The sequence below is a fragment of the Priestia sp. Y58 genome (genome assembly GCF_029522095.1).
In the GTDB taxonomy this organism is placed as follows: domain Bacteria; phylum Bacillota; class Bacilli; order Bacillales; family Bacillaceae_H; genus Priestia; species Priestia megaterium_E.
Window position 1 is genome coordinate 290,211 of the sequence record NZ_JAKWFL010000006.1, and the last position, 25,241, is coordinate 315,451.

Sequence of the window (25,241 nt, forward strand, 5' to 3'; positions counted from 1 at the left end):
GCGATATGCAACCCATTTTTGCATGTTTATCAATGAAATCGCTCAACTTAATAATAAGATGATACATGTAAGCTCTATTTAAATGAACACCCGTTGTCATTATCATAAACTAATAAAGAAAAATAGGTGTGAAACAATCATGAAAATTTTGTTGATTTCAAATATGTATCCTTCGGAACAATTCCCGAGCTATGGTGTATTTGTTCAAAACACTGAAAAAATTTTAGTTCAACATGGTATTCAAGTTGATAAAATTGTCATGCAAAAAAAGACAAGCAAATTAAGCAAGCTTTTTAGCTATGCTTCTCATTATGCTAATGTCGTCTTGACGGGCTTGACAAAAAACTACGACTACCTTTACGTACATTATGCATCTCATAATGCTCTTCCGCTGCTGATTCTTAAAAAGCTAAAGAAGAATGTGAAGATTGTGACAAACGTGCATGGTTCAGACGTTGTACCTGAAGTACCTTCACAGGAAAAGTATCAGCCTAGAGTAAATGACTTATTGCACCATTCTACTAAAATTATTACTCCTTCTCCTTATTATAAAGGGCTCGTTGAAGAGAAATATAAGGTTCATAACCCAATCTATATTTTTCCAAGCGGAGGAGTGAATAAAGATCTGTTTCACCCTTATGCAGATAAAAGCAAAGCTTATCAAGAACTAAACTTGGACCCTACTATCCGTTATCTTGGATGTGTAAGCCGCATTGATGTGGGTAAAGGATGGGAATACTACCTGCAAGCAATTGCAAAAGCTGAACAACAAATGCCCACTTCTTACAAATACCTATACGTTGGAAGCGGAAAAGATGAAGCTGCATTTAAGGAAATGATCAAGACTCTAGGTCTAGAGGAAAAAGTCATCCATTTCCCTCTCCTTCCTCAGTCCTCTCTTGCTTACGTATATAATGCAATTGAAGCATTCGTGTTTCCGACCGTAAGAAAAGGAGAAAGTTTGGGCTTAGTCGGCCTCGAAGCTATGGCTTGCGGAGCACCCGTAATTGGGAGTCAGATTGGTGGTCTAAAAGATTACATTATAGACGGAAAAAATGGTCTATTCTTTGAGCCCAAAAATGTAGACGAACTAGCTTCACAGCTACAGGCTTTTATTAATCTTCCTGAAGATGTGAAACAGCAAATGTCTCAACAGGCGTTACAAACAGCAAACCGCTACACAGTAGATGTAATTGCTGAACAACTCCCAACAATTTTTTTTGATGAGGTGGAAAAATGAAAGTCGCAGTTTTAATTCCTTGTTATAACGAGGAAGTAACAATTGGAAAAGTAATTGACGATTTCAAACGCGAACTGCCTAGTGCAGATATTTATGTGTACGACAACAATTCAAAAGATCGCACAAGTGAAATTGCACTTGAACACGGGGCAATCGTCAAAAAAGAATTCAAGCAAGGAAAAGGAAATGTTGTACGTTCGATGTTTCAAGAAATTGATGCAGATTGTTATGTCATGGTAGATGGAGATGATACGTATCCTGCAGAATTTGTTCATCAATTAATTGAGCCTATTAGAAATCGAGAAGCTAACATGGTCATTGGAGATCGTTTATCAAACGGAACGTATCTCGAAGAAAACAAACGTGCTTTCCATAATTTTGGTAACAACTTAGTGCGTTCTTTAATTAATGGCCTGTACAAAAGCAACATTAAAGATATCATGACAGGTTATCGTGCGTACGATAAATTATTTGTAAAATCAATACCCGTGATGAGCCCGGGATTTGAAATTGAAACAGAAATGAGTCTTCACGCGTTAGATAAACGCTTCCGCCTAAAAGAAATCGCGATCGATTATCGCGATCGACCTGAAGGCAGCGAATCGAAACTTAATACGTTCTCTGATGGATTTAAAGTGTTACGAATGATTTTTACGTTATTTAAAGAGTACAAGCCGCTTCAGTTCTTCTCCATTTGGACAGTGTTATTTATTGTCGCAGGATTAGCTGTTGGTGCTCCAGTACTTTATGAATTTTTTGATACAGGCTTTATTACCAAAGTACCGTCATCTATCTTAGCAACTGGATTGATGGTGTTAGGTGTTTTATCTTTCGTCTGTGGATTAATTCTAGATACAATCGCTTCATTAAATCGCAAGCAATATGAATTAGAACTAAATAAAAAAATTGAACAGATTGAACAAGTAGGAGAATAACAATGATGAAGAATAGAAAAAGTATTTTACTGCTTACAGTAACAGCTTTAATTATTCTTATCGGTTTAAGTATTGGTAATCCAGACGGTGTTCACTATCTTTCCCTTTTTGCTGCACTTGTATTTACCATCATAAGCTCTATTTTTATTTATAAAAATAGAGCTTATGCTTCATTTAAACCGCTAGAATGGCTATTGCTGATTGTTTTTTCGTTTATCGTACAGTTTTCACTTTTAGATAACTTACATATGACGAGCTCAACTATTTTCTTACTCGTTTTGTATGCCATCAGCCGTACTCTATTGGCAATGCTGCTGACGGCCGCTGTACTCAGCGCTATCAAACAGATAAACGATTTTCACTATACATTTGCACATCCAAAGCGTTACCTAGGAATTGTTACGATTCTTATTTTAGCTGTTAGCCTATATTACTGGTTCGCCTTTTTCCCAGCGGCCATGACTCCCGATTCATTAGCACAGTGGAGACAGGCACATAACGGAGAATTCAACGATTGGCACCCTATTATGATTACATGGCTGATTATGCTGCTGACAAAAATATGGGATAACCCAGGAATTGTAGCGTTCACGCAAATTGTTGTTGTAGTAAGCATATACGCCTATACGTTTGACTTTTTCATTAAACGCAAAGCACATCCTGTTATGATTGGACTTCTAACAGCTATTATTGTCGTTATTCCAAGCTTTTTAATCTTTTCAATTATTATTTGGAAAGATATTTTATACAGTGCTTTTCTGCTGTTTTTTACGGTAAATATTGCAAAAATCTATTTGTCAAAAGGTGCTTGGATTAAAAGCAAAGCAAGCTTTTTCTTACTTTTACTTTCCGCATTTGGAGTAGCTTTCTTTAGACATAATGGTTTTCCTGTATTTGTTTTGACTTTCCTTTTAATGATCGTCTTATTCAGAAAAAATTGGAAACCTCTTGTCACGATTTTCTTAGTTGTCTTTATTTTACAAAAGATTGTTACAGGCCCTGTGTTCACGTGGCTTGATGTACAGCCTTCGGATCCAAATGAAGCTTTGTCTATTCCAACTCAACAAATTGCAAACATCATTTCAAATGATGGGGAAATGTCAAAAGAAGAGCGTGAATATTTTAATAAAGTGCTCCCTATTGAATTGTGGAAAGAAAAGTACAATCCATACAAAAGCGATCCTATTAAATTTACTTGGAAATACTACGACCGCGAGTTTATTTTTAATGATTTAGGTCTTTACTTTAAGAATTATGCTAGCATTGTCATCAAAAATCCTTATCTAGCAACGGAAGGCTTTCTCAAACAAACAGCTTTAGTATGGCAAATCAATCCTTTTAAAGATGGCTACACGGATACGTATGTAACCAACATTTATTACGGCAATGATTTAGGTCTTAAAAATAAAGTAATCGAGCCTTTTATTACACATACTGCCAATGCTTACTTAGCTATTTTTAAGCACCCTGTTTTTACATTCTTATGGAAACCAGCTTTTTATCACTGTGTCATTTTATTATTTTCATTAATGCTAGTGATTCGAAGAGGAATTACGTCACTTATAATCGTCATTCCTTGGGCTCTTAACACGCTTTCTGTTCTTGCGGCATTGCCAGCTCAAGATTTTCGATATTTATTAGCAAGCGTATTTGTGTCTTTCTTCTTTATTGGTCTTCCTTTTATCCGATTTGATCAGAACGAAAAGGATGTGACCTCCTGATGGAGAGCAATTATAACAAAAAGCTAGGAATCACACTCATTATCGTGGCTTCCCTGTTTACAGCTGTTGGACAACTTTTTTGGAAGTTGTCCGAAGCTTCATTTAACTTAAATTTAATCATTGGTTTTTTCCTTTATGGATTAGGAGCGGTGTTTATGATTGCCGCTTTTAAATTTGAAAGAGTTTCCTTGCTTCATCCATTTTTAAGCCTAGGATATGTCATCAGCATCGCTCTTGGTTTCTTTCTATTAAATGAAACCATTAGCCCTATGAAGCTGGTCGGTACTTTTATTATTATCTTAGGTGTAATTTTAGTAGGTGGCCAAGATGAATAGTATCCCACTTTTAATTATTATGACTCTTTTAGGTTCAGTTGGAGCTGTCTTTTTCAAGTATATTTCTACGTATTTAAATGAAAAAAAGATAAAGCTAGCGCTTATTTGTTTTGTGGGTGGCGGCCTTTTTTACGGGGCGGCAGCTCTGCTTAATGTGTATGTTTTAACGCTGTTACCTTATTCTATTGTATTTCCGCTCACGTCTATTACGTATATTTGGACATTAACATTCGGTTACTTTTTAATTAAAGAAAAAGTTACAACAAAACAAGTTATCGGCTGTATTCTTCTAATTGTCGGATGCTTTTTTATTGCTAATAGTTGATGAGATAACTTGAAAAGGTAGGAGTTTCGCATGAAAAACTTAAAATTCGCGAGCATTTTACTGCTCATATCAACATTATTTTTGAAATTTTCTAGTATGATTCGCGATTTAGTTATTGCTAACTATTTCGGTACAAGTTATATTGTCGATTCATACAACGCAGCAATGATTATTCCAAACGCTTTTATTTTATTTATGTTAACGGGGATGAAGGATGCATTTATTCCTAGTTATTTACGTTATGAAAAAGAAAATAAAGGAAAGGTTCATTTGACTAATATTGTTAAATCAACCTTTCTTATTTGTTTCATTATTTCGGTTCTCGGATCAATTGCCGCTTTCTTTTACTTTCCCGCTTCGTATTCTAATTTTTCCAAAGCAGCAATTGAACTAGGAATTTATACGGGCGTTATGTACTTTTTATCTCTTTCACTAGTTGGAGTGAATGCCGTATACGAAGGTGTATTTGATGCACGAAGTCAATATTCTTTCTCCGTGTTTTCTCAAACGGTTGTTGTACTATTTACGATTTTAAGTACAATCCTATTACATTCAATTATGGGCGGCTATGCAATTGCTCTTGGCTATTTTGTAGGAACAATTGCTTCTTTCTTAATTAAAGTTTTCTATTTTAAACCGCAGCATCTGCTGTTATGGAAGCAAAAAATTGACCGTGATGAAGTGGTGGCTTTTTATAAAGTATTCATCCCTGTCGGTGTGACCATTATGGTCGGTCAAATTAATTTAACTGTAAACTTCTTCTTTGCTGGCTCCTTTGGTGAAGGTGTTATTTCATACTTAAATTATGCTTTCAGACTTGTAAGTATTCCCCAGGCAATATTCGGGGTTACGGTCGCAACCATTATTTATCCACTGATTGCAAGAGCCATTTCTGAAAAGGATGAAGAACGCTTTAAATCAGGAATTGAAAAAGGGATTACGTTTATGCTGATGTTGCTGATTCCGACGATTGTTATTATGATCTTTTATATGAAAGACATTGTAATGATTGCTTATCAGCGCGGTGCATTTGACGCACATTCAACGTTAAAAACAACGGATGTATCTTATTATTACCTAGGTTCAGTGTTTTTCTATTCGCTGCAAGCTGTTCTTGCAAAAGGATTTTATTCTCTTCAAAAAGGTTATCTTATTATGAGAGCAGGCTTATTATCCATTGTGTTAAATATCATCTTTAACATGATTTTCACTAAATTTATGGGATACCAAGGATTAGCACTTTCCATGTCAGTGGTTGCTTTTTTCTACACAGCTATCGTATTCGTTATGCTGGCAAAACAAATCAATCACTTCCATTACGGATATCTAGGGAAAGAAACAGGAAAAATTCTTTTAGCTTCCGTACCTGTTGCGATCGTCATGTTCTTCTTAAAGGACATCGCATTTTTGAATTCATTACATGTTATCTTACGATTTGGTATTGTCTGTATTGCAGGTGGTTTAGTATACTTAATGTCGACGCTATTATGCAGAGTAGAAGGTGTTATGCTTTTAGTTAAAAGAAAACGTTAATTCACGTAAAACAGGAGAGTACTATATGAAGAACACATACTGGTTATTTTTTCTGTTCGTTGGTTTTATTTCAATTCAGCCAATTATTGATATGCTAACGACGTACATGGTTTTGAACATGGATAGTGGTCTCTCAATTGGGGTTGTTATTCGCTTTCTATATATGATTTTTGCAGGTGTCCTACTTTTAGTGTTTGCCAAACAGTCAAAATGGGCTAGATATTCGATTATCTACCTTATTGTTTTTGCACTCTTTCTTGGACTCAATATCTACTTAAATCATCAATGGAAAGATCCTTATTATATCGGGCAAGAAATTAAATTTTTCAATAAGGTTGTTTATATGAATGTTACCTTACTTGGAATGATTGTGATGTTTTCACATTATCGATCGTCTGTGGATGTAAAAAGAATACTGAGCAAAAACTTATTGACTGCTTCACTCATCATCAGTATTGTTTTTATCGGTACAATGCTAACAGGTACAGCACTAGAGAGTTATCAGTATAATAAAATCGGATTCAAAGGCTGGTTTTATGCAGCGAATGAGCTAGGGGCAACCGTTGCTATTTTGCTTCCTCTCACACTGCTTTTAGCTTTAGATAAAGTACGTTCGTTTTCAAAAGCTTATTACTGGATTCCTTTTATCTTGTTAGCCGTTTCGTCCATCATGCTTGGAACGAAAGTAGGCTTAGGTGCCGTTATTCTTTCTTTAGTTGTAGCAACAGTTGTCTTATTTGCAAAATTATTTACGAATAAACGCAGCTTAATTAAAGCCAACTTAGTAATCTCAATTCTGCTTTTAATTGTAACCGGAGCAACTACTCCGATTTCTCCAGCTTATAAAAACACATATACGCACATCGATATGTTAGAGGCTAAAAAAGAGAAAACAGAGAAAGAAAAGCCGGAAAAGAAAGAAAAAGAAAAGCCGGCTAAAAAGAAAAAACAAAAGGAATCAAATTTAGATGACAAAGATATTCAAAATCTGATTCTAAGCAGCCGTGAGCAATTCTTAGCTCATCATAAGGAAGAGTATGCAAAAGCACCTATTGCACGAAAAATGATAGGTATGGGCTTTTCTGGTGACTATACAAAGCAGCTTCCGCCAAAGATGATTGAAATGGATTTTTATGATTTGTTTTTCTCTTTAGGTATCATCGGATTTTTACTATGGGTTCTTCCACTTCTAGTAGTTGGTTTAACCGTGTTGGTTCGATTATTTAAAGACCCATCACAGCTTCTTGATGAAAGCTTTATGATGTATAGTACAGCAATTGTATTAGCTCTTGGAATTGCTTTTGTAGCTGGGCATGTCTTCACGGCACCAGCCGTTACCATCTATTTTGCAGCAGCTGCTGCTTATCTGTTCGTCATTCATTTTAAACAAAGACAAGCATAAAAAAACAGGCCATTAAAGGCCTGTTTTTTTATCTTTTTAATGGCTGAAGGCTTAACACCGTGTCACCCGCATTAACGTTTATTTCTTGATCATGAGCAAAAAAACTCAATGCCTTTCCTTGCTTGCTCACTGCTAGTAAAAGAGAATCATCGCTTTTCTCCTCAAGATATGTTTTATACGTATATTCATCCGTAATTTTTGTATTGGAAATCGTATATCCGTGCTCCATTTTATGATGCAGAAACTCCCACGTAATTCCTTTCTTAAAGAGCATACGTCCTCTTACTGTGTGCATAATTTCATCGACATCTTCTCTTGAATCTTCTTGGTCACGAATGCTCAATTGAAAAACATTGTTCCGTCCCATATCTTGAAGAAAAGCAGTACAAACAAGCGCATTATATGCATCTAACTCAGTTGCAGCAATCACATATTCATAAGGAGTTAAATCTAGATGATATTCTGTTTGCTCAGCTAGAACTTCTCCGTGATACACATCTACTTCCGCTCTGCGCGCAACTCTTAACCGCTCCCACGAAGAATCAGCTACTAATACTGGATAGCCTAGCTGTTTTAACTTTGAAGCAAAGGCAACCGTAAAATCATTGCTTCCTACAAGCAAAATACCAGGTTCTTCTCCAATTGATAAATCAAGCTTCTTAGCTAGCCATGAAAGGGAAAAACCGTGTGCACAAACCGTAGCAAACACTAAAGCAAATGTCAGCGTTGTTAAGATCGAAGCATCTTTAAACCCTTCATCAATTAGTACTTTCGCAAAGTAGCTCGAGACCGTTAACGCCACAATTCCGCGCGGAGCAATCCAGCCAATCAGTATTTTTTCTTTTATAGATAAATCTGTCCCTACCGTTGATAAAAAGATGGAGACAGGTCTGACAATAAACAGCATAAGTAAAACAAACAAAATAATATTCCAATGAAAAATTTCAGTAATGGTCTTCATCGTCAGTCCAGCCGTTAACATGATAAAAATAGTAGAAGTCAATAGAACCGAAATGTTCTCTTTAAAATGTCGCATATCACTAATAGATGAAATATGCATATTAGCAAGGGTAATCCCCATCGCCGTTACTGCTAGAAGACCTGTTTCATGCTTAATTTCATCAGCTACTGTAAAGCAGGCAATAACAACAATAAATACGACCGGAGATTTTAAATACTCTGGAATATGCCCCTTTTGAAACATCCATCCTATTCCGCGGCCAAGAAGCCACCCTATTAAAACAGCAATAATAGAGGCTGCAAAGAAAAAGAGAATTGTTTTTCCACTCACTTCTCTAAGCACTAAAAATTGAACAATTTCAAACGAAAAAACGGCCAGCAGTGCACCGAATGGATCAACAATAATACCTTCCCATTTTAAAATCGCTGCTGGTTTTGGTTTTAATTTAGCTTGTCGTAAAAGAGGTAAAATCACGGTTGGACCCGTCACAATAAAAAGCCCTCCGATAACAATTGCCACCGCCCATGATAAATCCGCTATATAATGAGCAGCCAAGGAGCCTAAAATCCAAGCTAGCATGGCTCCGAGCGTCACAATGCGAAACACGGGCTTTTCGATTCCTCTTACCTCTCTCATGTCTAAATTCAAGCTGCCTTCAAATAAAATAACAGCTACAGCAATCGATACAAAAGGATCAAAAAGCTGAGCAAACTGTGCTTTAGGATCAATTAAACCTAAAATAGGGCCTGTTAGCAGTCCGATAATTGACATCACGACAATTGCTGGTAACTTAAATCTCCAAGCCAGCCACTGAGATAGAACTCCTAGTCCCACTACGAGCGTGATATGTATAAGCATAGGTTCCATTGTATCTTCCTTCTCTCGTTCGCATAATGTGTATATATTTTCCCTAAAATAAACCGATGTTATACAGGAAGAAACAAACACTACCTTGTTTTACCACTTTTTCAAAAATGCTAAACGCATACTCTTTTCTTTGAATCCAAGCTGCTTTCTTTCTTTCATTCGACACATATTTTACTCGTGTTTGTCGAATTTCACTTTATTATCAAATAATAAAAAGCCTTTAGCTTCTGCTAAAGGCTTTTTGCCGGATGATCCAATTCATATAGCTTTTGATAGTGACTGTTCGTAGCAAGTAATTCCTCATGCGTTCCACGAATGGCTATCTTTCCATCTTGTAGGAATAAGATTTCATCCATTTTTTCCATCCCAACTAAATTATGCGTAACCCAAATTAAGGTTTTGTCTTGAAGAGTTTCAAAGATAGTGGATAACAGATGCTTTTCAGTCATAGCATCCAACCCTGCAGTTGGCTCATCTAGCATAACAATTGGCGTATGCTGAAGCAGAACACGTGCTAACGCAATCCGCTGACGTTCTCCTCCCGAGAAACGCTGACCTGTTTCGAGCATCGGCGTTTGATATCCTTGGTGCAAACCTTCCACAAGGGAGTGCATATTCACTTGCTTCATGGCCTCAATTACTTCTTCTTTTGTGGCCTCTTCATTGGCTAGTAATAAATTGTTGGCTACGCTTGTATTAAATAAATAAGGATTTTGATTTAATACAGAGATGAGTTTTGGTACATCTTCACGAACTTCAGCAACAGACTGACCGTTTAGCTGAACTGTACCTTCTGTAGGTACTAAGGAGCCTTGCAGCAACTTTAATAGAGTCGATTTTCCAGCTCCACTCTTGCCAAGAATCGCAATTTTTTTCCCTTGCTCGACTTGAAATGAAAGATCATGAATTACTGACTCTTCCTCATTACTATAGCGAAAGCTTACATGCTCAACTTCTAATCTAACCGAATTCCATGAACCTTTATAAGGTAGAGAAAGAGTATGTTTTTTCTTTTCGTTCACATCTTCCCAGTTCTTTTCCATTGCCTGTACTCTATTTAATGATTCTTCAAACTGAGGAATCTTTTCTACTGCATTAGCTACTGGCAGCAGCGCTTCAGATAAAGGAAATACTACTAAAATAAAAGCAGCAATAAACACACCTGCAAGCTCTTTATCTGCAAAAAGAGAAGCCCCAAACCAAATCATTGTGACAATTAAACCTGCTACAATAAGTTGTCCAAACAATTCTCGGTAATACGTCCATAGTTTAAGCTTACGATCCATGCCGTCTAACTCATTTTCTGTTTTGTTATACGAATGAAAAAATGACTGCTGCTGACCGCTTAACACCCAATCAGCCACTCCTAAAAAGCCGTCTGTGACCTTGGCATATAACTGTGCTTTGCTTGATTTATATCGCTTATTGGCTGCCTTCATATGCCAAAGGGAAAAAAGCGGCATCACTACTACTAATAAAAATAAATAGATGGCAATCAAACATGCAAACTTTAGGCTAAAGAACCCTAAAGATACAATCGAAATAACGTATAAAATAACAGCTGAAATTGTTGGAAGAATGGTACGCAAGAACAAGTCTTGTAAACTTTCAATATCTTCCGCGAGAACTCCTAAAACATCTCCTGTTTGATAGCGAGATGTAGCAATTAACGGTTCAATCAAATGATAAAGACGTGTACGCATTTTAGCTAAAATACGAAGAATAAAATCGTGACTGACAAGACGCTCCGCATAACGGAAAGCGGCTCGGCTTAAACCAAATGTACGCACAAGTACAATTGGAACATACACCAATAAAATCGTTTCTGGCCGTAAGGAAGAAGCTGAAATCAAATAACCTGACGTGAACATTAGCGCGCAAGCAGAACCAATCGTTAACAAGCTTAGTAATAAGATAGAAAAGATACGATATTTATATGTTTTAAAGTAGGGCCATATCCAACTTTTATATTTCATCATATCTCCTCCCCTTCATGTAAAAATTGATAGTAAGCTCCTTTTTTTTGAATCAGTTCTTGATGATTACCGATTTCTGCAACCTTTCCGTCCTCTATTACAACAATGAGATCCATGTCTTTCATCCAATGCAGACGGTGCGTAGCTAAAATGAATAACTTGTCTTGAAACATCGTTAAAATATCTTGCTTTAATTCATATTCCGTTTCAATATCGACTTGCGCCGTTGGTTCATCAAGCATAATAATAGGGCGATCGCTTAGAAACGCCCTAGCTAGGGCAATCCTTTGAGCTTGGCCGCCGCTAAGCTGCCGTCCCCCATCCCCTATCATTTCATTTTCTTTCTTAGGCATCTGTTGAATCGTAGATAAAAGTCCTGCTTTCGTTAAAGCATCTTCATAATCATAAGAACCGCCTCTGTCCTGATAAAATTCAATATTTTCTTTCACTGTTCCATTAAAAATAAATGGATGCTGAGGGATATACGTAATCTGCTTTTGCCAAGCATCTGAGCGTAAATCAACCTGCACGCCGTTTACTTCAGCAGAACCTTCTGTAGATTGTACAAAGCCGCTTAGTATATCAATAAGCGTCGATTTTCCAGCTCCGCTTTTTCCGATGATTCCAATTTTTTTACTTCCTTTAACATGAAGCGACACATCTTCAAGAGAAGGTGGCTGCTCTTCGTCATACTTGACGGTGATATGCCTTATTTGAAGTTCACTGCTTTCAGTCCAAGTAGGAACATCTTCTTCTTTAGCCGACGGTTTTTCAGCCTGCTTCACAATCTTAAGTAATGCATCTCCAGATTCTTTTCCGTCTAATGTTGCATGGTAATCGTTTCCGACTTCTCGTATCGGCAGGAAATATTCAGGCGCCAGCAATAAAATCATAAGTGCAGGCTCTAATGTCATAGACCCGTTCACCAGCCGCAAACCAAGCGTAACAGCCACGATGGCTACAGATAACATCGTAAAGAAATCGAGAGCAAACGTAGATAAAAAAGCAATTCGGAGGGTTCCCATTGTCGCTTTTCGATAACGGTCACTGACTCTCTCAATCGTTTCAGCATGTTCCTTACTTTTCCCGAGAAATGTTAAGGTTTCTAACCCTCGAAGCGAATCTACAAAGTGGTTGGACAACACGTGATATGTCTCCCATTGGCTATCTATTTTTTTTTGTGCAGCCAGTCCGAGCAAAATCATAAATAAAATTAAAATTGGCATGGTCACAAGTAAAATAATGCCTGAAAGCCGATCATGGTACCAAACGAAAGCAAGCACTAGCCAAGGTGTAACGCTAATGGCGGCCAGTTTAGGCAAAAACAGCTCGAGATAAGCGCGAAGCTTCTGTAGACCTGTGGTGATGAGCGTCACCAAGTTTCCTGTTCCTTCATCTTTGGTAAAACGCGGTCCTAATGAAAAAATGCTTTTCATGACTATCAAACGAAGTTCCTGAGTCGTTTTGACTCCAAATTGATATGCTGTTTTTTTTACTATAAAACCTACGATCTGACGAACCATAAAGGCAGACAAAAACAGTCCGATTGCTTTTGTCTGCGAAGTTAAACTTTCACCATGAAAAAGAGCGGTAATTACTTCGGCAAGCCACTTAGCTTGAAAAATAATGGCTACACTTTGAATAGTAATAAGCCCTATTAACATGGCAAGAACCATTTTTATTCCGTTGTAAACCATTAAATTTCTACCCATTAGTACTCCATATGCTCCTTATGATCTACACGTTTTCTGAAAACGTAGTAGCTCCAAATTTGATAACCTAACACAAAAGGCAGTAACGCAATAGCAGCGTAAGACATAATTTTCAAGGAATAATTCCCTGATGCTGCATTATGAATCGTTAAACTATAGCTGTCATTGATTGAACTAACCAAAACGGTTGGGAACAATCCTGCAAATATAGAGGAAATTGATAAAATTAAGATTAAGCCAGACATAGCAAATGCCCATCCGTCTTTTTTACGTGTAAGGAAAAATCCTGCTAGTAAATACACGAAAATACCGATGAAAAATGTATATAGCATCAAGCGGCTATGATTACTGAATAAATCTGTTTCAAAAAACGTCATGCCTGAAAAGATAAGAAGTAATAAGGCATTTATAGGCAAAAGCTTCATAGCAACCTTCCGTGAACGATCTCTAATATCGTCCATCGTACGGATCGTGGCAAAAATAAGTCCGTGCCATAAGCAAAGCATTGTTAACGTAACGCCGCCTGTGATGGTATATAGATTCACAATATCCGAAAAGCCGGCATTCATTTGCATGTTGCGCTCAACAGGCAATCCTTTCATTAGTGCTGAAAATAAGATGCCGAAAATGAGCGGTGGAAAAAGACTTCCAAAGAAGATAACCCAATCCCACGCATTTTTCCACGCTTGTTTTTCAACTTTTCCTCGAAATTCAAATGCTACACCGCGGCCAATCAGCGAAAGCAAAAGAAGAACAAAAAGAACATATGACCCGCTTAATAGCGTTGCATACCAGTTTGGAAAAGCGGCAAACATAGCACCGATTGCTGAAATTAGCCAAACTTCATTTGCATCCCAAAAAGGACCGATTGTATTAATAAAAGCTCGTCGCTCTAAGTCGTTTCTCCCTAAAAAACGAGACACCATTCCAATACCAAAATCAAAGCCTTCTAAAAAGATAAAACCAACAAACAGAATGGATACTAGTAAATACCAGAATTCATTAAGAGAAAACATTGTATCCCTCCTTTGTAAACGGATCAGTTGATGTTACTTTTGTATGTGCTTCGTGATCGTGATCTGGACCTTTTTTAATTTCTTTAACGAACAAGAACACCATAATCACAGCTAAAATTAAATAAAAGACTGAAAACGAGATAATAGAAAACAGCAATTCACCTGCTGTGACACCAGGAGACACGGCATCTTCCGTTTTCATATAGCCAAATACAACCCAAGGCTGACGGCCAATCTCTGTCATAATCCAACCTGCTGAGCTCCCAAGGAACGGAAAGGCAATGGCAATCGTCATAATACGTAAAAATAGTTTGCTTTCTTGAAGTTTTTTACGAGAAAGCAAGTACGTGCCCCAAATGCCTAATGCACATAATACGCCACCTAGACCAGCCATAATACGGAAACTCCAAAATGTTGTCCGAACGGGTGGAATATAATTTCCTGCTCCATATTTCGCCGTATACTGCTCCTGCAGCTCGTTCATCCCAGGAACGGAGCCTGAAAATTTCCCGTATGATAAGAAGCTTAATAAATAAGGTATTTTGATTTCGCTCGTATTTTTCTTTTCATCGGGGTGAATATTTGCTGTTACTGTCCAAGCGCCTGGACTTCCGCTGTTTTCCCATAATCCTTCACTTGCGGCCATTTTCATCGGCTGTGTTTTAACTAAGTATCCAGCCTGTTCATGACCAGATAACGCAATTCCTACACCTGAAACTAACCCTACAATAATGGCAACTTGAAATGATTTTTTGGCAAAAGCCACATGTTTTTTCTTCAAGAGCATAACAGCACTGACACCCGTAATAAAAAAGGCGCCTGTTGCAAACGAACCTAAAATTGTATGAGGGAATTCAACCCACAGCTGACCGTTTGTTAACAATTTAAAGAAGTTATTCATTTCTAAACGGCCATTATTCAGCTCCATTCCAACCGGATGCTGCATAAAAGAGTTAGCCGTTAAAATAAAGAACGCTGAAAAAATAGTACCTAGACTAACAAGCCAAATACATAGACAGTGCAGCCATTTAGGCAAACGATCCCACCCGAAAATCCACAGCCCGAGGAACGTGGACTCCATAAAAAACGCTAGCAGTGCTTCAATAGCGAGCGGCGCACCGAATACATCTCCTACAAACCTTGAGTACTCTGACCAGTTCATGCCAAACTGAAATTCTTGTAAAATACCTGTTACGACTCCGACAGCAAAGTTAATCAGGAATAAGTGCCCCCAAAACTTTGCCATCTTTTTATACTGTTCATCTTTTTTTACTACGTACATCGTTTCCATGATCGCTACTAAAAAGACAAGGCCGATAGACAGCGGTACAAAGATAAAATGAAACAGCGTCGTTGATGCAAATTGAATACGTGATAGTATGACTGTATCCATCTTCTTTCTCCTTTCATATATAAGAACATTCATCATTTCTATAGATACTTTGCTCATTTCTGAGTATCTTTTACTTACATTGTGAAACATTGAGCATAATAATTCGAGAGATATGCTCAGTATTTCACATACATATGTAATATCTCTCTTTCTATTTACATAGTATAGTCTATTTTTTTAGCTGTGCACGTACATTTTTTGAACGTTTTTAGACTAAAACGTGACTTTCTTGTGACAAAAAAGTGAAGGATCTCTTTATTTTTTTCATAAAAAAAGCACGCTCTGATTTGAGCTTGCTTCCCTACGGTCGATATTTTGCTTTCGCATTTAATTTAGATTGACGAATGATTTGGTTGATGACTTCAGAAAACACAATACCAATGGCAATTGAACCTGAAATCATAAAGGCTTTCGCTGCAAGACTAATCGCTTCATTATAATTATTTTCTACAAAGTTACGCATGGCATCGTATGCTGTTCCTCCTGGAACGAGCGGAATAATACCTGCTACGGTGAAAATAATGATCGGCGTTCGGTAAATTTTTGCGTAAATTTGACTAATAATAGCAATAAAGAAGGCCGATGCAACTGTGCTTGGAATTTCATCTACGCCATAGAACGTTAGCAAATAGTAAATGAGCCAGCCAATCATTCCGACAAAGCCACTTTTTAATAATGATTCACGTGGAACATTAAAAATGATCCCAAATGCTGCTGAAGCAATAAAACTTGTAATTATCTGCTCTACGATATGCATATGATGCCTCCCTTCTATAGAAGCGTAAATACAATGGCAATACCTGCACCAATAGCGAATGCCGTCAGAAACGCTTCTGCTCCTTTTGATAATCCAGACAGTAAATGTCCCGCCATTAAGTCTCGCACTGCATTGGTAATGGATAAGCCAGGAACGAGAGGCATAACGGATCCAATAATAATTTTATCAATTTGCGTGCCTAGTCCTGAAGCGACTAAAAGAGCTGATAAAAGTCCAATAACTAACGAAGCGGTAAACTCAGCAAAAAAGCGAATCGGAATAAGACGGTGGAAATACACCACGGTTAAAAATCCGAGACCTCCTGAAAACATAGCTGGAATAAAGTCCGTCCATAAACCTTGAAACATGATTAAAAAGCATCCGCTAGAAATGGATGCAGCTGCAAGTTGAACCCATAGTGGAAAAGCTACGTTCGTTGCTTCAATTTCTTGTAGCATTTCATACGCTTCCTCTAAGGAGATGTTTCCTTGACTGATTGTTCTTGAGACGCTATTTACCATGGTTACTTTTTTTAAATCTGTCGTTCGTTCGGAAATACGAATTAACTTCGTTTTCGTCGGTTCTTTCGTTTCAAGTGAAAACATAATCCCTGTTGGCGTCACATAGCTGTGGGATTTTTTTATACCGTAAGACGCTGCAATCCGCATCATTGTGTCTTCTACTCGATACGTTTCTGCTCCGCTTTCTAACATAATTTTACCTGCTAGTAAGCTAACGTCCATAATTTCATATTTATCTAATTTTTGTTGTGTCATCAAATCGCTCCAAACATATTAAAGCTTGGTTTTTTTCCCTACAGCATACAGTGTATAAGAAAGAGGGAAGTGGACGCAATGGTTAATGCAAAAAAGTGTGGACTTTTTGTCTCACACTTTCAGGAATAGTATATACATTCCTTATCAATTCATACGTTTTGTGGTCTCACGCTCTACTAATACAGGTGCCATTTTATACTGTATCTGATCTATTTCTTGCTGATCCTGAATTTGCTGAAGTAATAGGTTTACTGCTTTTTCAGCCATTTTTTCCATCGGTTGACGGATAGTTGTTAGTGGAGGATGCGCTTCACTAGCTTCTGTAATATCATCAAACCCTATAACAGATAAATCTGCTGGAACGTGAATCTCGTTTTGCCACGCACAGTGTATCACTTTCAGAGCGATGTAATCCGTAGCACAAATAAGCGCAGTTGGAGGCTCTGGATGATGAGCTAGCTCATTTATAAACTGATATAGTTCATCTGAGTTATTCATATTTTCTTTCACAAACTTTGCGTTTGCTGACGGTACATACTGATAAAAAAGAGACAGACGGTGCTCGACTCCGCTTACAGCTTTTCCAACGAACCCTATATTCTTATGACCAAGGTCCGTTAAGTGAGCAACAGCTAATTGCATTCCCACCGCATCATCTACATGTACAATCGGCCAAAGTGCAGAAGAGGCGTCTCCTGTAAGAGAAACGTAAGGCGTTTGATATTGTTTTAATACATCTACAAACGGATGCTGAGCAGCTACATAGTCTAATAAAATGACCCCATCAAACCAATGGTTCATCATAACATTTAATTGACGCTCAGCCGTTGTTTCTTCGTAATCCGTGTGTCCAATAAGAACGTCCATCCCTCGACTTTGGACTTGTTGCTGTACCTTTTTTAATAGTTCAATTAGAAACGGATCTTTTAAATCTCTAATTAATATCCCGATAATCCCTGTTTTTTGGGCCCGCAGAGCTGCCGCAAATGGATTCGTCTGATACCCTAAATGAGCTGCTGCTTTTAGTACTTTTTGTTTAGTTTTTTCACTAATTTTAATTTTACCGTCTTTATTATTGAAGATTCTTGATACCGTAGCTAATGAAACACCCGCTTCTTTTGCTACTTCTGTAATCGTGACTTTTTTTCTCCCCATTCGTACCGACTCCCATTTCCTTTTAGTCTATCGACCATTTCTTTATTATACTACTAAAGCCGGCACCACTGAAAACTATCTTCCCTACTTTTCACTAAACAGCCACTTTAACACATCTTGAATTTTTTGATCCCAATATGCCCAGTCGTGACTTCCTTTTCCTTCTTCATATGTAAAACAAATAGGCTCTTGCTTACAGCGCTCGGAAAAACGTTTATTTTCCTGATATAAAAAATCTTCCGTTCCACAGCATTGATAAATACGCGGAGTCACTTCTCCATAGCGCCGGCGATTTTCAAGCAGCCAGAAAAGATCATCCTCAGGTCTAATAACAGGCGGCATGCCAAAAATCAAAGGATAATCTAAGAACTGCACTTCTCCACGTCCTCCAAGCCCTTCAACGTCCATTACTCCTGATAAACTGGCAGCTGCAGAAAATTGATGTGGTTTGCGAAACGCCCATTTTAAAGCGCCGTACCCTCCCATAGAAAGGCCAGCTACAAAATTATCTTCTCTTTTTTCCGATAACGGAAAGAATGATCTAGCCAATTGAGGAAGTTCTTCTGTTACAAACGTCCAATACTTCTTTCCATAAGCCATATCTCTATAAAAGCTGCGATCTACATTTGGCATTACAACTGCAAGTCCTAATTCTGATGCGTAGCGTTCAATCGAAGTTCTTCTCATCCATATCGTATGATCATCAGAAAGACCGTGTAATAAATAAAGCGTAGGGTGTTTCTCACTTCTTGTATTTGTTTGTAAACCAATTTGAGATTTTGTTTGCTGCGGTATCAAAACGTTCATTGAAGTACTTATTTGCAATACTTCTGAAAAAAAATTACATTGCATAAACGCCATATTTCTCTTCCCCCTATTTTTTCTTCCCTATTGGTTGATAACAAAACGTACATAATTCATATAAAAGTTGAAAAATAGTTTGATTATTTACAATTTTTAGTTTAACATAAAAACATCTTTTATGAAAACGTTTTACGCATAACGTTTTTTAAAATTAAAATAGTGACCGTGATTCAAAGGAGGAATTTATATGGGGATAGTAAAAGTAACTTCTGACGAGTATAAGGAGCAAAAAGGAAATCTGTTTTTCGTGATTTTCATTTCATGTGCAGCTGCTTTTGGAGGGTTGCTTTACGGCTATGACACAGCCGTCATTTCAGGAGCTATTGGGTTGATGAAAGTACATTTTAATCTTAGTCCAACGATGGTAGGTTTTGTTGTATCTAGTCTGCTGCTCGGTGGTGCCGTTGGGGTACTTGCTTCAGGAAAACTGAGTGATCGATTCGGTAGAAAAAGCATCTTACTTTTAGCAGCTTCTTTATTTATCGTGTCCGCAATTATGCAAGCGCTATCTTTATCCATCTCTTTTGTAATTATTTCTCGAATTATTGGAGGACTAGGCATTGGTATAGCTTCTGTTCTTTCTATTACCTATATTTCTGAAATAGCCCCTCCGCACATGCGCGGCCGCTTAGGCTCTCTTTATCAATTTGCTGTTGCCGTTGGAATTGTTTCTGTTTATTTTGTAAATGACTACATTTTATCTATTGGGGAAGACGCTTGGCAGAATTCCACGGGATGGCGCTACATTATCGGCGCTTCTGGCATTCCAGCTCTTTTATTTCTTCTTATCCTTTCTCCTGTTCCTGAAAGTCCGAGGTGGCTGGTAAAAGCAAACCGCACTTTAGAGGCTATGGACATTTTAATTAAAATCAATGGTACACCCATTGCACGCCAAGAGCTGTATCATATTGAGCAATCGTTAAAAGAAAATCAACGGGCTTCTCTTTCGCTTTTTAAAGAGGCCGGTCTTCGAAAAGCGTTGCTTATTGGTATTCTACTTGCAGCCTTTCAACAGCTTGTCGGAATTAATGCCATTATTTATTACGCCCCGCAAGTTTTTGAAGCAGCTGGAGCTAGAGGAGATTTATCCCTCCTTGTTACGTCTATGATTGGTGTAGCTGCCTTTTTAGGCGTTCTTTGTTCCATGTGGCTTATCGACCGGATTGGCCGCAAAGCTTTATTGCTTATTGGCACAGCTGGTATGGCCGTTACGCAGCTTCTCGTTTCCTTTGGGTTTCATTCTCAGGGTACTGAAGGGTTGACTACTAGTTTACTTATTGTTTTTTATTTATTTCTTTTTAATATTTCTATGGGACCGGTTGTATGGGTTGTGATTTCTGAAATTTTCCCTAATCACGCCAGAGGCTATGCAATGTCTATTTCTACGTTTTTCTTGTGGATAGCTAATTGGTTTGTGTCTCAGTTTTTCCCTATTCTTTGGAACAAAGCTGGAGGATCTTTTACATTTTTATCCTTTATGATTATGTGTATTGCTTCATTTTTGTTTATATGGAAGTGGGTTCCAGAAACAAAAGGAAAGTCACTTGAGGAAATTGAACATATATGGAAGTAAAAGAAGAGGTTGGGATATAATTAACTGAATCCAATCTAAAGACGAACAAATGGCATACATGAGCTAAACGGCTTATGACACCGCAGTTGATTTCCGTGCAAGACTTCGCTTTCCGCGGGAGGGCGCTGAGCCTCCTCGTCGCTTGCGCTCCTGCGGGTCTCATCTGTTCCGCTTTCCCGCAGGAGTCTTCGTCTCGTCCTCCAATCAACTACTAGAAGAATCTAAACAGATGAAAACTATGTTCACCCTAACAAAAAAACGAACCACTAATCAAAAATTTTGATCAATGGTTCGTTTTTACTTTGTCTAAGATACTTTCGTCCCAGCCTCTTCTTTTTATCGAATTTGTCCATCTCCGTAAATAATATATTTTAGCGTTGTTAATTCCTTTAATCCCATTGGTCCACGCGCATGAAGTTTTTGTGTACTAATTCCGATTTCTGCCCCGAAACCAAACTCTTCTCCGTCCGTAAATCTCGTTGAAGCATTCACATAAACAGCGGCTGAATTAACGCGCTGTAAAAAACGCTGAGCATGAGCATAATTTGTGGTTACAATCGCTTCAGAGTGATGTGAACTATGAACATTAATATGGGAAATCGCTTCATCGATATCATCTACGATTTTAACCGCCATGATGAAATCCAAATACTCTTTCTTCCAATCCTCATCCCCTGCTGGAACAAGATCTGGAACGATTGTTAGCGCACGTTCATCACCGCGTACTTCTACATCTTTCTCTCGTAGCGCTTGAACAATAATCGGCAAAAATTCATGAGCCGCTCGTTCATGAATAATCAGCTTTTCGGCTGAGTTACACACCGCTGGACGAGATGTTTTTGCATTAATAACAATATTGGCCGCCATGTCACGGTCATATTCTTCATCAACATAAATGTGGCAGTTCCCGGTTCCTGTCTCAATAACGGGAACCGTTGCATTTTTTACCACCGCTTCAATTAAACCAGCACCGCCTCGAGGAATTAATACATCGATATATTCATTTAGTTTCATTAACTCCAGTGCTGTTTCTCTCGAGGTATCTTCAATAAGCTGTACGCTATGCTCAGGCAATCCTGCACTTGCCGCAGCTTGAGATAATACAGAAACAATCGCTTGATTCGAATAAAACGCCTCGCTGCCTCCGCGCAAAATAACTGCATTTCCTGCTTTTAAGCATAAGCCTGCTGCATCACACGTAACGTTTGGACGCGCTTCATAAATAATTCCTATCACACCAATAGGTACACGCTGCTGCCCAATTTGTAAGCCATTTGGTCGCTTCGCCATAGACAGCACTTCTCCTACTGGATCCGCAAGCGCAGCTACTTGGCGCAGGCCGTCTGCCATTCCGTGAATCCGCTCTTCATTTAAAGATAGGCGATCTAACATCGCTTTTGACGTGCCTTTTTGAACGGCTTTTTCTATGTCTAATTCATTGGCTTTTAAAATCGCTTCTTGCTGACTCAATAAAGCAGCCGCCATTTTATAAAGCGCTTGCTGTTTTTGTTCGCTCGTTACATTTCCTAAGAAATAAGAGGCTTCTTTTGCCTGCTTTCCTTTAAGCTGCAATTCATTCATTTCATTACTCCTTCAGCTTGTTTTAAGAATAACGTTCCAATTTCTTGGCCTTCAATAATATCTCGCAAAATACTTGGTTCTTTACCATTTGCTAGGATTAAGCTCACGCCTGCACTTGTAGCTGTTTTAGCAGCGGTAAGCTTTGTGACCATTCCGCCTGTTCCAACATCCGTTCCGCTATCTCCAGCAAAATTCTCAAGTTCCGGTGTAATGCCATCTATTACTTTCATTAACTTAGAGTTAGGGTTTTTTGTGGGGTCTGAATCAAAGAAACCATCAATGTCAGATAAAATAACGAGTAAGTCTGCGTGAATCAAAACCGAAACAATGGCAGATAAATTATCGTTATCGCCGAAGCGCACGATGTTTTCAATCTCATCGATGGCAACCGTATCGTTTTCATTCACAATAGGAATCACTTTATCTTCAATTAATTTTTCAAACGTGTTTACAACGTTATTGCGCACATGTTCATCTTCAATTACGTCTTTTGTTAACAGAACTTGACCAACGATGTGACTGTATTCACCAAAGAATTTACTATAGATATGCATAAGCTCACACTGACCGACAGAGGCTGCTGCTTGTTTTTCTCGAATAGAAGTTGGCTTTTCTTTTAACTTTAGTTTTTTTACTCCCACTTGAACGGCACCTGATGTAACAAGCACAACTTCTTTTCCTGCATTCATTAAATCAGATAACACACGCGCTAGTTTTTCAATGCGTGCTAAGTTAATATCTCCGTTATCATAGGTCAACGTAGATGTACCTACTTTGACTACGATACGCTTGCTATTTTGTAACTCTTGACGATGGTTCACTCTTTTCATCTCCCTAACTAAAAACACCTAAATGCGTACTAATTTTTTTAAAAATTATAGCAGAGATTATGCGAAAAGTCTTATAGTTTTTCAAAGGGGATTTGAACTTTCTAATTTTTTAAATAATTAAGGGAAAAACTGGTGATAAAAGCGCTTTCTTCTTTTATAATGAAAGTTGTAAGGGGAACACACAATTACATAACGTTGTGTAGTAGTACAAACATCATACAACTAAGGGATAGGGGGATTTGTAATGAATGCGGTTACGATTGTTATTGGATCTATCTGTATTTTAATGATTGCGTATCGGCTTTATGGAACATTCATGGCTGTTAAGGTCTTGAAACTAAACGATGCGCAAAAAACGCCGGCACATGAGCTTGAAGATGGAAAAGATTACGTGCCAACCAACCGATGGGTAACATTTGGTCATCACTTTGCAGCTATTGCAGCTGCGGGTCCGCTTGTTGGACCTATTTTAGCAGCTCAGTTTGGCTATTTGCCCGGACTGCTCTGGCTTTTAATCGGAGCTGTAATCGGAGGAGCCGTTCACGATGCAGTTGTGTTATTTGCATCTATGCGCCAAAAAGGTCAGTCGCTTTCAGAAGTGGCTAAAAAAGAGCTAGGACCCGTCGCTGGTTTTTGTACAGGTTTAGCTATGCTTTTTATCATTACCATTACAATGGCCGGTTTATCTATGGTCGTGTTACACGCACTTGAGAAAAATCCTTGGGGTACATTTGCTGTTGGAATTACTATTCCGATCGCAATGGGGGTAGGTATTTACCACAAAAAAACCGGTAATTTAAAAGCGGCTTCTACCGTCGGCTTCATTTTAATTTTAATCGCCGTATTTAGCGGTCCTTATATTCAAGGAACAGCTTTAGGAGATTTTTTAACGCTAGATATTAAAACACTTTCAATTATTCTTCCCGTTTATGCATTTTTCGCAGCGGCCTTGCCCGTTTGGCTGCTTTTAGCACCTCGAGATTACTTAAGCAGCTTTATGAAAATTGGTGTCTTTATCGCGCTGATTGTAGGCGTGTTTTTCGTAAATCCAGCAATTCCATTTCCTGCAGTTACTGAATTTATTCACGGAGGCGGCCCTATTTTAGCAGGACCTGTGTGGCCGTTCATTTCCATTACGATCGCCTGCGGTGCTATTTCTGGCTTCCATGCATTTGTTGGTTCAGGAACAACCCCTAAGATGCTCGATCGTTGGAGTGACATTAAAGTTGTAGGCTTCGGCGCGATGTTAGTCGAATGCTTAGTAGGAATTATGGCATTAATTGCCGCAACTGCTTTACATCCTGGAGACTATTTTGCAATCAACTCTACACCTGAAGTGTTCAAAACGCTTGGCATGAACGTAACAGCTCTTCCTCAGCTTAGCCAAGAAATTGGCCTAAACTTAGAAGGCCGTACAGGCGGCGCTGTTACACTGGCTGTAGGAATGACGTATATTTTCACGGAAATTCCTTGGTTCAGCCACCTGTCTTCTTACTTTTTTCAATTCGTTATTATGTTTGAAGCAGTGTTTATTTTGACTGCTATCGACGCTGGTACACGCGTTTCCCGCTATTTAATTCAAGACTTTTTTGGTGAATTTTATAAGCCATTGAAGCGAGTAGACTGGCTTCCTGGGTCCATTTTTGCAAGTGCCCTAGCCTGTTTTATGTGGGGATACTTATTGTTCTCAGGAGATATTGGCTCAGTTTGGGCGCTGTTCGGCGTATCGAATCAGTTAATGGCATCTATTGGTTTAATTATTGGTGCAACCGTTATTCTTAGAATTGCGGATAAGCGCTCCTATATGCTTACTTGTCTCATTCCACTAGCCTACCTTTACGTAACGGTTAACTATGCGGGTTATTGGATGGTTAAGAATGTGTATTTAAACGCGGCTGCGGCAGGTTACAGCATATTAAATGCGACTCTTTCGATCATCATGCTTATACTCGGTCTCATTATTATGATTGCCGCGATTCAAAAATGGACGCAGCTTTGGCGCACGCCTCAGGCTGAACTAGCGGCGAAAGCAAACTTATCACAAAATATATAAAACGAACACGCTTGCTTATAGAAGCAAGCGTGTTTTTGACGTAGTAATAGCCGGTCAAAATAATTGCACACCAAGCATTTTTATTATTAAACTAAATATACTATACAGAAAATTTTTAAAATAGTTCGTACATTTCACATGCGTATCCTCCCACTGATTACATCTCAAAATATCCAAGTTAAATTATAATAATTATAAATTAGTATTGATTTTTTATTTAAAGATGTTATTATTAT

Annotated in this window: 20 protein-coding genes; 9 read left to right on the forward strand and 11 right to left on the reverse strand. The window is 38.2% G+C overall.

Going from position 1 to position 25,241, the window contains the following annotated elements:
- Positions 1 to 139 precede the first annotated feature (139 nt).
- The 7 genes from MMB68_RS19515 to MMB68_RS19545 are packed head-to-tail and all read left to right on the forward strand — an operon-like array spanning position 140 to position 7,491.
- On the forward strand, positions 140 to 1,240 hold the full coding sequence (locus MMB68_RS19515) for a glycosyltransferase family 4 protein (protein WP_074896220.1): 1,101 nt from the start codon (positions 140 to 142) through the stop codon (positions 1,238 to 1,240).
- Positions 1,237 to 2,175, forward strand: coding sequence for a glycosyltransferase family 2 protein (locus MMB68_RS19520; RefSeq protein WP_013059871.1), 939 nt, complete (start codon positions 1,237 to 1,239; stop codon positions 2,173 to 2,175). The genes MMB68_RS19515 and MMB68_RS19520 overlap by 4 nt, the downstream gene beginning before the upstream one ends.
- Before the next feature lie 2 nt (positions 2,176 to 2,177).
- The gene (locus MMB68_RS19525) at positions 2,178 to 3,896 is read left to right on the forward strand and encodes a DUF6020 family protein (protein WP_277549255.1); all 1,719 of its coding nucleotides are present in this window, start codon (positions 2,178 to 2,180) and stop codon (positions 3,894 to 3,896) included.
- Positions 3,896 to 4,231, forward strand: a complete 336-nt coding sequence (locus MMB68_RS19530) for an EamA family transporter (RefSeq protein ID WP_277549256.1) — start codon at positions 3,896 to 3,898, stop codon at positions 4,229 to 4,231. Before MMB68_RS19525 ends, MMB68_RS19530 begins: the two co-directional genes overlap by 1 nt.
- Complete coding sequence (locus MMB68_RS19535) at positions 4,224 to 4,556, forward strand: EamA family transporter (protein ID WP_014457712.1); 333 nt, start codon at positions 4,224 to 4,226, stop codon at positions 4,554 to 4,556. Before MMB68_RS19530 ends, MMB68_RS19535 begins: the two co-directional genes overlap by 8 nt.
- Before the next feature lie 30 nt (positions 4,557 to 4,586).
- Positions 4,587 to 6,089: a murein biosynthesis integral membrane protein MurJ gene (gene murJ / locus MMB68_RS19540; RefSeq protein ID WP_277549257.1), complete on the forward strand. Its 1,503-nt coding sequence runs from the start codon at positions 4,587 to 4,589 to the stop codon at positions 6,087 to 6,089.
- A gap of 25 nt (positions 6,090 to 6,114) precedes the next feature.
- Entirely contained in the window at positions 6,115 to 7,491 is a 1,377-nt protein-coding gene (locus MMB68_RS19545; protein ID WP_221785897.1) for an O-antigen ligase family protein, read from the forward strand.
- Between the two features lie 28 nt (positions 7,492 to 7,519).
- On the opposite strand, the gene MMB68_RS19550 is transcribed toward MMB68_RS19545, so the two are convergent.
- The 9 genes from MMB68_RS19550 to MMB68_RS19590 all read right to left on the reverse strand — a co-directional run bounded on the left by MMB68_RS19550 (position 7,520) and on the right by MMB68_RS19590 (position 18,965).
- A complete protein-coding gene (locus tag MMB68_RS19550) occupies positions 7,520 to 9,319 on the reverse strand; it encodes a cation:proton antiporter (RefSeq protein WP_221785898.1) in 1,800 nt (599 codons plus the stop codon).
- 230 nt (positions 9,320 to 9,549) lie between these two features.
- Positions 9,550 to 11,298, reverse strand: a complete 1,749-nt coding sequence (gene cydC, locus MMB68_RS19555; protein ID WP_277549258.1) for a thiol reductant ABC exporter subunit CydC — start codon at positions 11,296 to 11,298, stop codon at positions 9,550 to 9,552.
- The gene (cydD, locus tag MMB68_RS19560) at positions 11,295 to 13,007 is read right to left on the reverse strand and encodes a thiol reductant ABC exporter subunit CydD (RefSeq protein WP_277549259.1); all 1,713 of its coding nucleotides are present in this window, start codon (positions 13,005 to 13,007) and stop codon (positions 11,295 to 11,297) included. The genes cydC and cydD overlap by 4 nt, the downstream gene beginning before the upstream one ends.
- Positions 13,007 to 14,023, reverse strand: a complete 1,017-nt coding sequence (gene cydB / locus MMB68_RS19565; protein ID WP_269870918.1) for a cytochrome d ubiquinol oxidase subunit II — start codon at positions 14,021 to 14,023, stop codon at positions 13,007 to 13,009. The genes cydD and cydB overlap by 1 nt, the downstream gene beginning before the upstream one ends.
- Positions 14,010 to 15,416: a cytochrome ubiquinol oxidase subunit I gene (locus MMB68_RS19570; RefSeq protein WP_277549260.1), complete on the reverse strand. Its 1,407-nt coding sequence runs from the start codon at positions 15,414 to 15,416 to the stop codon at positions 14,010 to 14,012. Before MMB68_RS19570 ends, cydB begins: the two co-directional genes overlap by 14 nt.
- 301 nt (positions 15,417 to 15,717) lie before the next feature.
- Entirely contained in the window at positions 15,718 to 16,173 is a 456-nt protein-coding gene (locus MMB68_RS19575; RefSeq protein ID WP_013059882.1) for a threonine/serine exporter family protein, read from the reverse strand.
- Between the two features lie 14 nt (positions 16,174 to 16,187).
- Positions 16,188 to 16,949, reverse strand: coding sequence for a threonine/serine exporter family protein (locus MMB68_RS19580; protein ID WP_013085528.1), 762 nt, complete (start codon positions 16,947 to 16,949; stop codon positions 16,188 to 16,190).
- A gap of 144 nt (positions 16,950 to 17,093) precedes the next feature.
- The gene (locus MMB68_RS19585) at positions 17,094 to 18,104 is read right to left on the reverse strand and encodes a LacI family DNA-binding transcriptional regulator (protein ID WP_277549261.1); all 1,011 of its coding nucleotides are present in this window, start codon (positions 18,102 to 18,104) and stop codon (positions 17,094 to 17,096) included.
- An 84-nt stretch (positions 18,105 to 18,188) separates the two neighbouring features.
- Positions 18,189 to 18,965, reverse strand: a complete 777-nt coding sequence (locus MMB68_RS19590; RefSeq protein WP_153252820.1) for an alpha/beta hydrolase — start codon at positions 18,963 to 18,965, stop codon at positions 18,189 to 18,191.
- 190 nt (positions 18,966 to 19,155) lie between these two features.
- Between MMB68_RS19590 and MMB68_RS19595 the strand changes: the two genes are divergently transcribed.
- Positions 19,156 to 20,541: a sugar porter family MFS transporter gene (locus MMB68_RS19595; RefSeq protein WP_269870921.1), complete on the forward strand. Its 1,386-nt coding sequence runs from the start codon at positions 19,156 to 19,158 to the stop codon at positions 20,539 to 20,541.
- Positions 20,542 to 20,877: 336 nt separating this feature from the next.
- On the opposite strand, the gene MMB68_RS19600 is transcribed toward MMB68_RS19595, so the two are convergent.
- Both MMB68_RS19600 and proB read right to left on the reverse strand, forming a co-directional pair.
- On the reverse strand, positions 20,878 to 22,122 hold the full coding sequence (locus MMB68_RS19600; RefSeq protein ID WP_221785906.1) for a glutamate-5-semialdehyde dehydrogenase: 1,245 nt from the start codon (positions 22,120 to 22,122) through the stop codon (positions 20,878 to 20,880).
- Positions 22,119 to 22,952: a glutamate 5-kinase gene (proB, locus tag MMB68_RS19605; RefSeq protein ID WP_014457700.1), complete on the reverse strand. Its 834-nt coding sequence runs from the start codon at positions 22,950 to 22,952 to the stop codon at positions 22,119 to 22,121. The genes MMB68_RS19600 and proB overlap by 4 nt, the downstream gene beginning before the upstream one ends.
- Before the next feature lie 244 nt (positions 22,953 to 23,196).
- Here proB and cstA point away from each other — a divergent pair, with 244 nt between their 5' ends.
- A complete protein-coding gene (cstA, locus tag MMB68_RS19610; RefSeq protein ID WP_221785907.1) occupies positions 23,197 to 25,005 on the forward strand; it encodes a carbon starvation CstA family protein in 1,809 nt (602 codons plus the stop codon).
- Positions 25,006 to 25,241: the final 236 nt, after the last annotated feature.

Bases quoted from the DNA above. Each gene is read 5' to 3' on its own strand.
- MMB68_RS19515 (WP_074896220.1), top strand. From the start codon at position 140: ATGAAAATTTTGTTGATTTCAAATATGTATCCTTCGGAACAATTCCCG.
- MMB68_RS19520 (WP_013059871.1), top strand. From the start codon at position 1,237: ATGAAAGTCGCAGTTTTAATTCCTTGTTATAACGAGGAAGTAACAATT.
- MMB68_RS19525 (WP_277549255.1), top strand. From the start codon at position 2,178: ATGATGAAGAATAGAAAAAGTATTTTACTGCTTACAGTAACAGCTTTA.
- MMB68_RS19530 (WP_277549256.1), top strand. From the start codon at position 3,896: ATGGAGAGCAATTATAACAAAAAGCTAGGAATCACACTCATTATCGTG.
- MMB68_RS19535 (WP_014457712.1), top strand. From the start codon at position 4,224: ATGAATAGTATCCCACTTTTAATTATTATGACTCTTTTAGGTTCAGTT.
- murJ (WP_277549257.1), top strand. From the start codon at position 4,587: ATGAAAAACTTAAAATTCGCGAGCATTTTACTGCTCATATCAACATTA.
- MMB68_RS19545 (WP_221785897.1), top strand. From the start codon at position 6,115: ATGAAGAACACATACTGGTTATTTTTTCTGTTCGTTGGTTTTATTTCA.
- MMB68_RS19550 (WP_221785898.1), bottom strand. From the start codon at position 9,319: ATGGAACCTATGCTTATACATATCACGCTCGTAGTGGGACTAGGAGTT.
- cydC (WP_277549258.1), bottom strand. From the start codon at position 11,298: ATGATGAAATATAAAAGTTGGATATGGCCCTACTTTAAAACATATAAA.
- cydD (WP_277549259.1), bottom strand. From the start codon at position 13,007: ATGGGTAGAAATTTAATGGTTTACAACGGAATAAAAATGGTTCTTGCC.
- cydB (WP_269870918.1), bottom strand. From the start codon at position 14,023: ATGTTTTCTCTTAATGAATTCTGGTATTTACTAGTATCCATTCTGTTT.
- MMB68_RS19570 (WP_277549260.1), bottom strand. From the start codon at position 15,416: ATGGATACAGTCATACTATCACGTATTCAATTTGCATCAACGACGCTG.
- MMB68_RS19575 (WP_013059882.1), bottom strand. From the start codon at position 16,173: ATGCATATCGTAGAGCAGATAATTACAAGTTTTATTGCTTCAGCAGCA.
- MMB68_RS19580 (WP_013085528.1), bottom strand. From the start codon at position 16,949: ATGACACAACAAAAATTAGATAAATATGAAATTATGGACGTTAGCTTA.
- MMB68_RS19585 (WP_277549261.1), bottom strand. From the start codon at position 18,104: ATGGGGAGAAAAAAAGTCACGATTACAGAAGTAGCAAAAGAAGCGGGT.
- MMB68_RS19590 (WP_153252820.1), bottom strand. From the start codon at position 18,965: ATGGCGTTTATGCAATGTAATTTTTTTTCAGAAGTATTGCAAATAAGT.
- MMB68_RS19595 (WP_269870921.1), top strand. From the start codon at position 19,156: ATGGGGATAGTAAAAGTAACTTCTGACGAGTATAAGGAGCAAAAAGGA.
- MMB68_RS19600 (WP_221785906.1), bottom strand. From the start codon at position 22,122: ATGAATGAATTGCAGCTTAAAGGAAAGCAGGCAAAAGAAGCCTCTTAT.
- proB (WP_014457700.1), bottom strand. From the start codon at position 22,952: ATGAAAAGAGTGAACCATCGTCAAGAGTTACAAAATAGCAAGCGTATC.
- cstA (WP_221785907.1), top strand. From the start codon at position 23,197: ATGAATGCGGTTACGATTGTTATTGGATCTATCTGTATTTTAATGATT.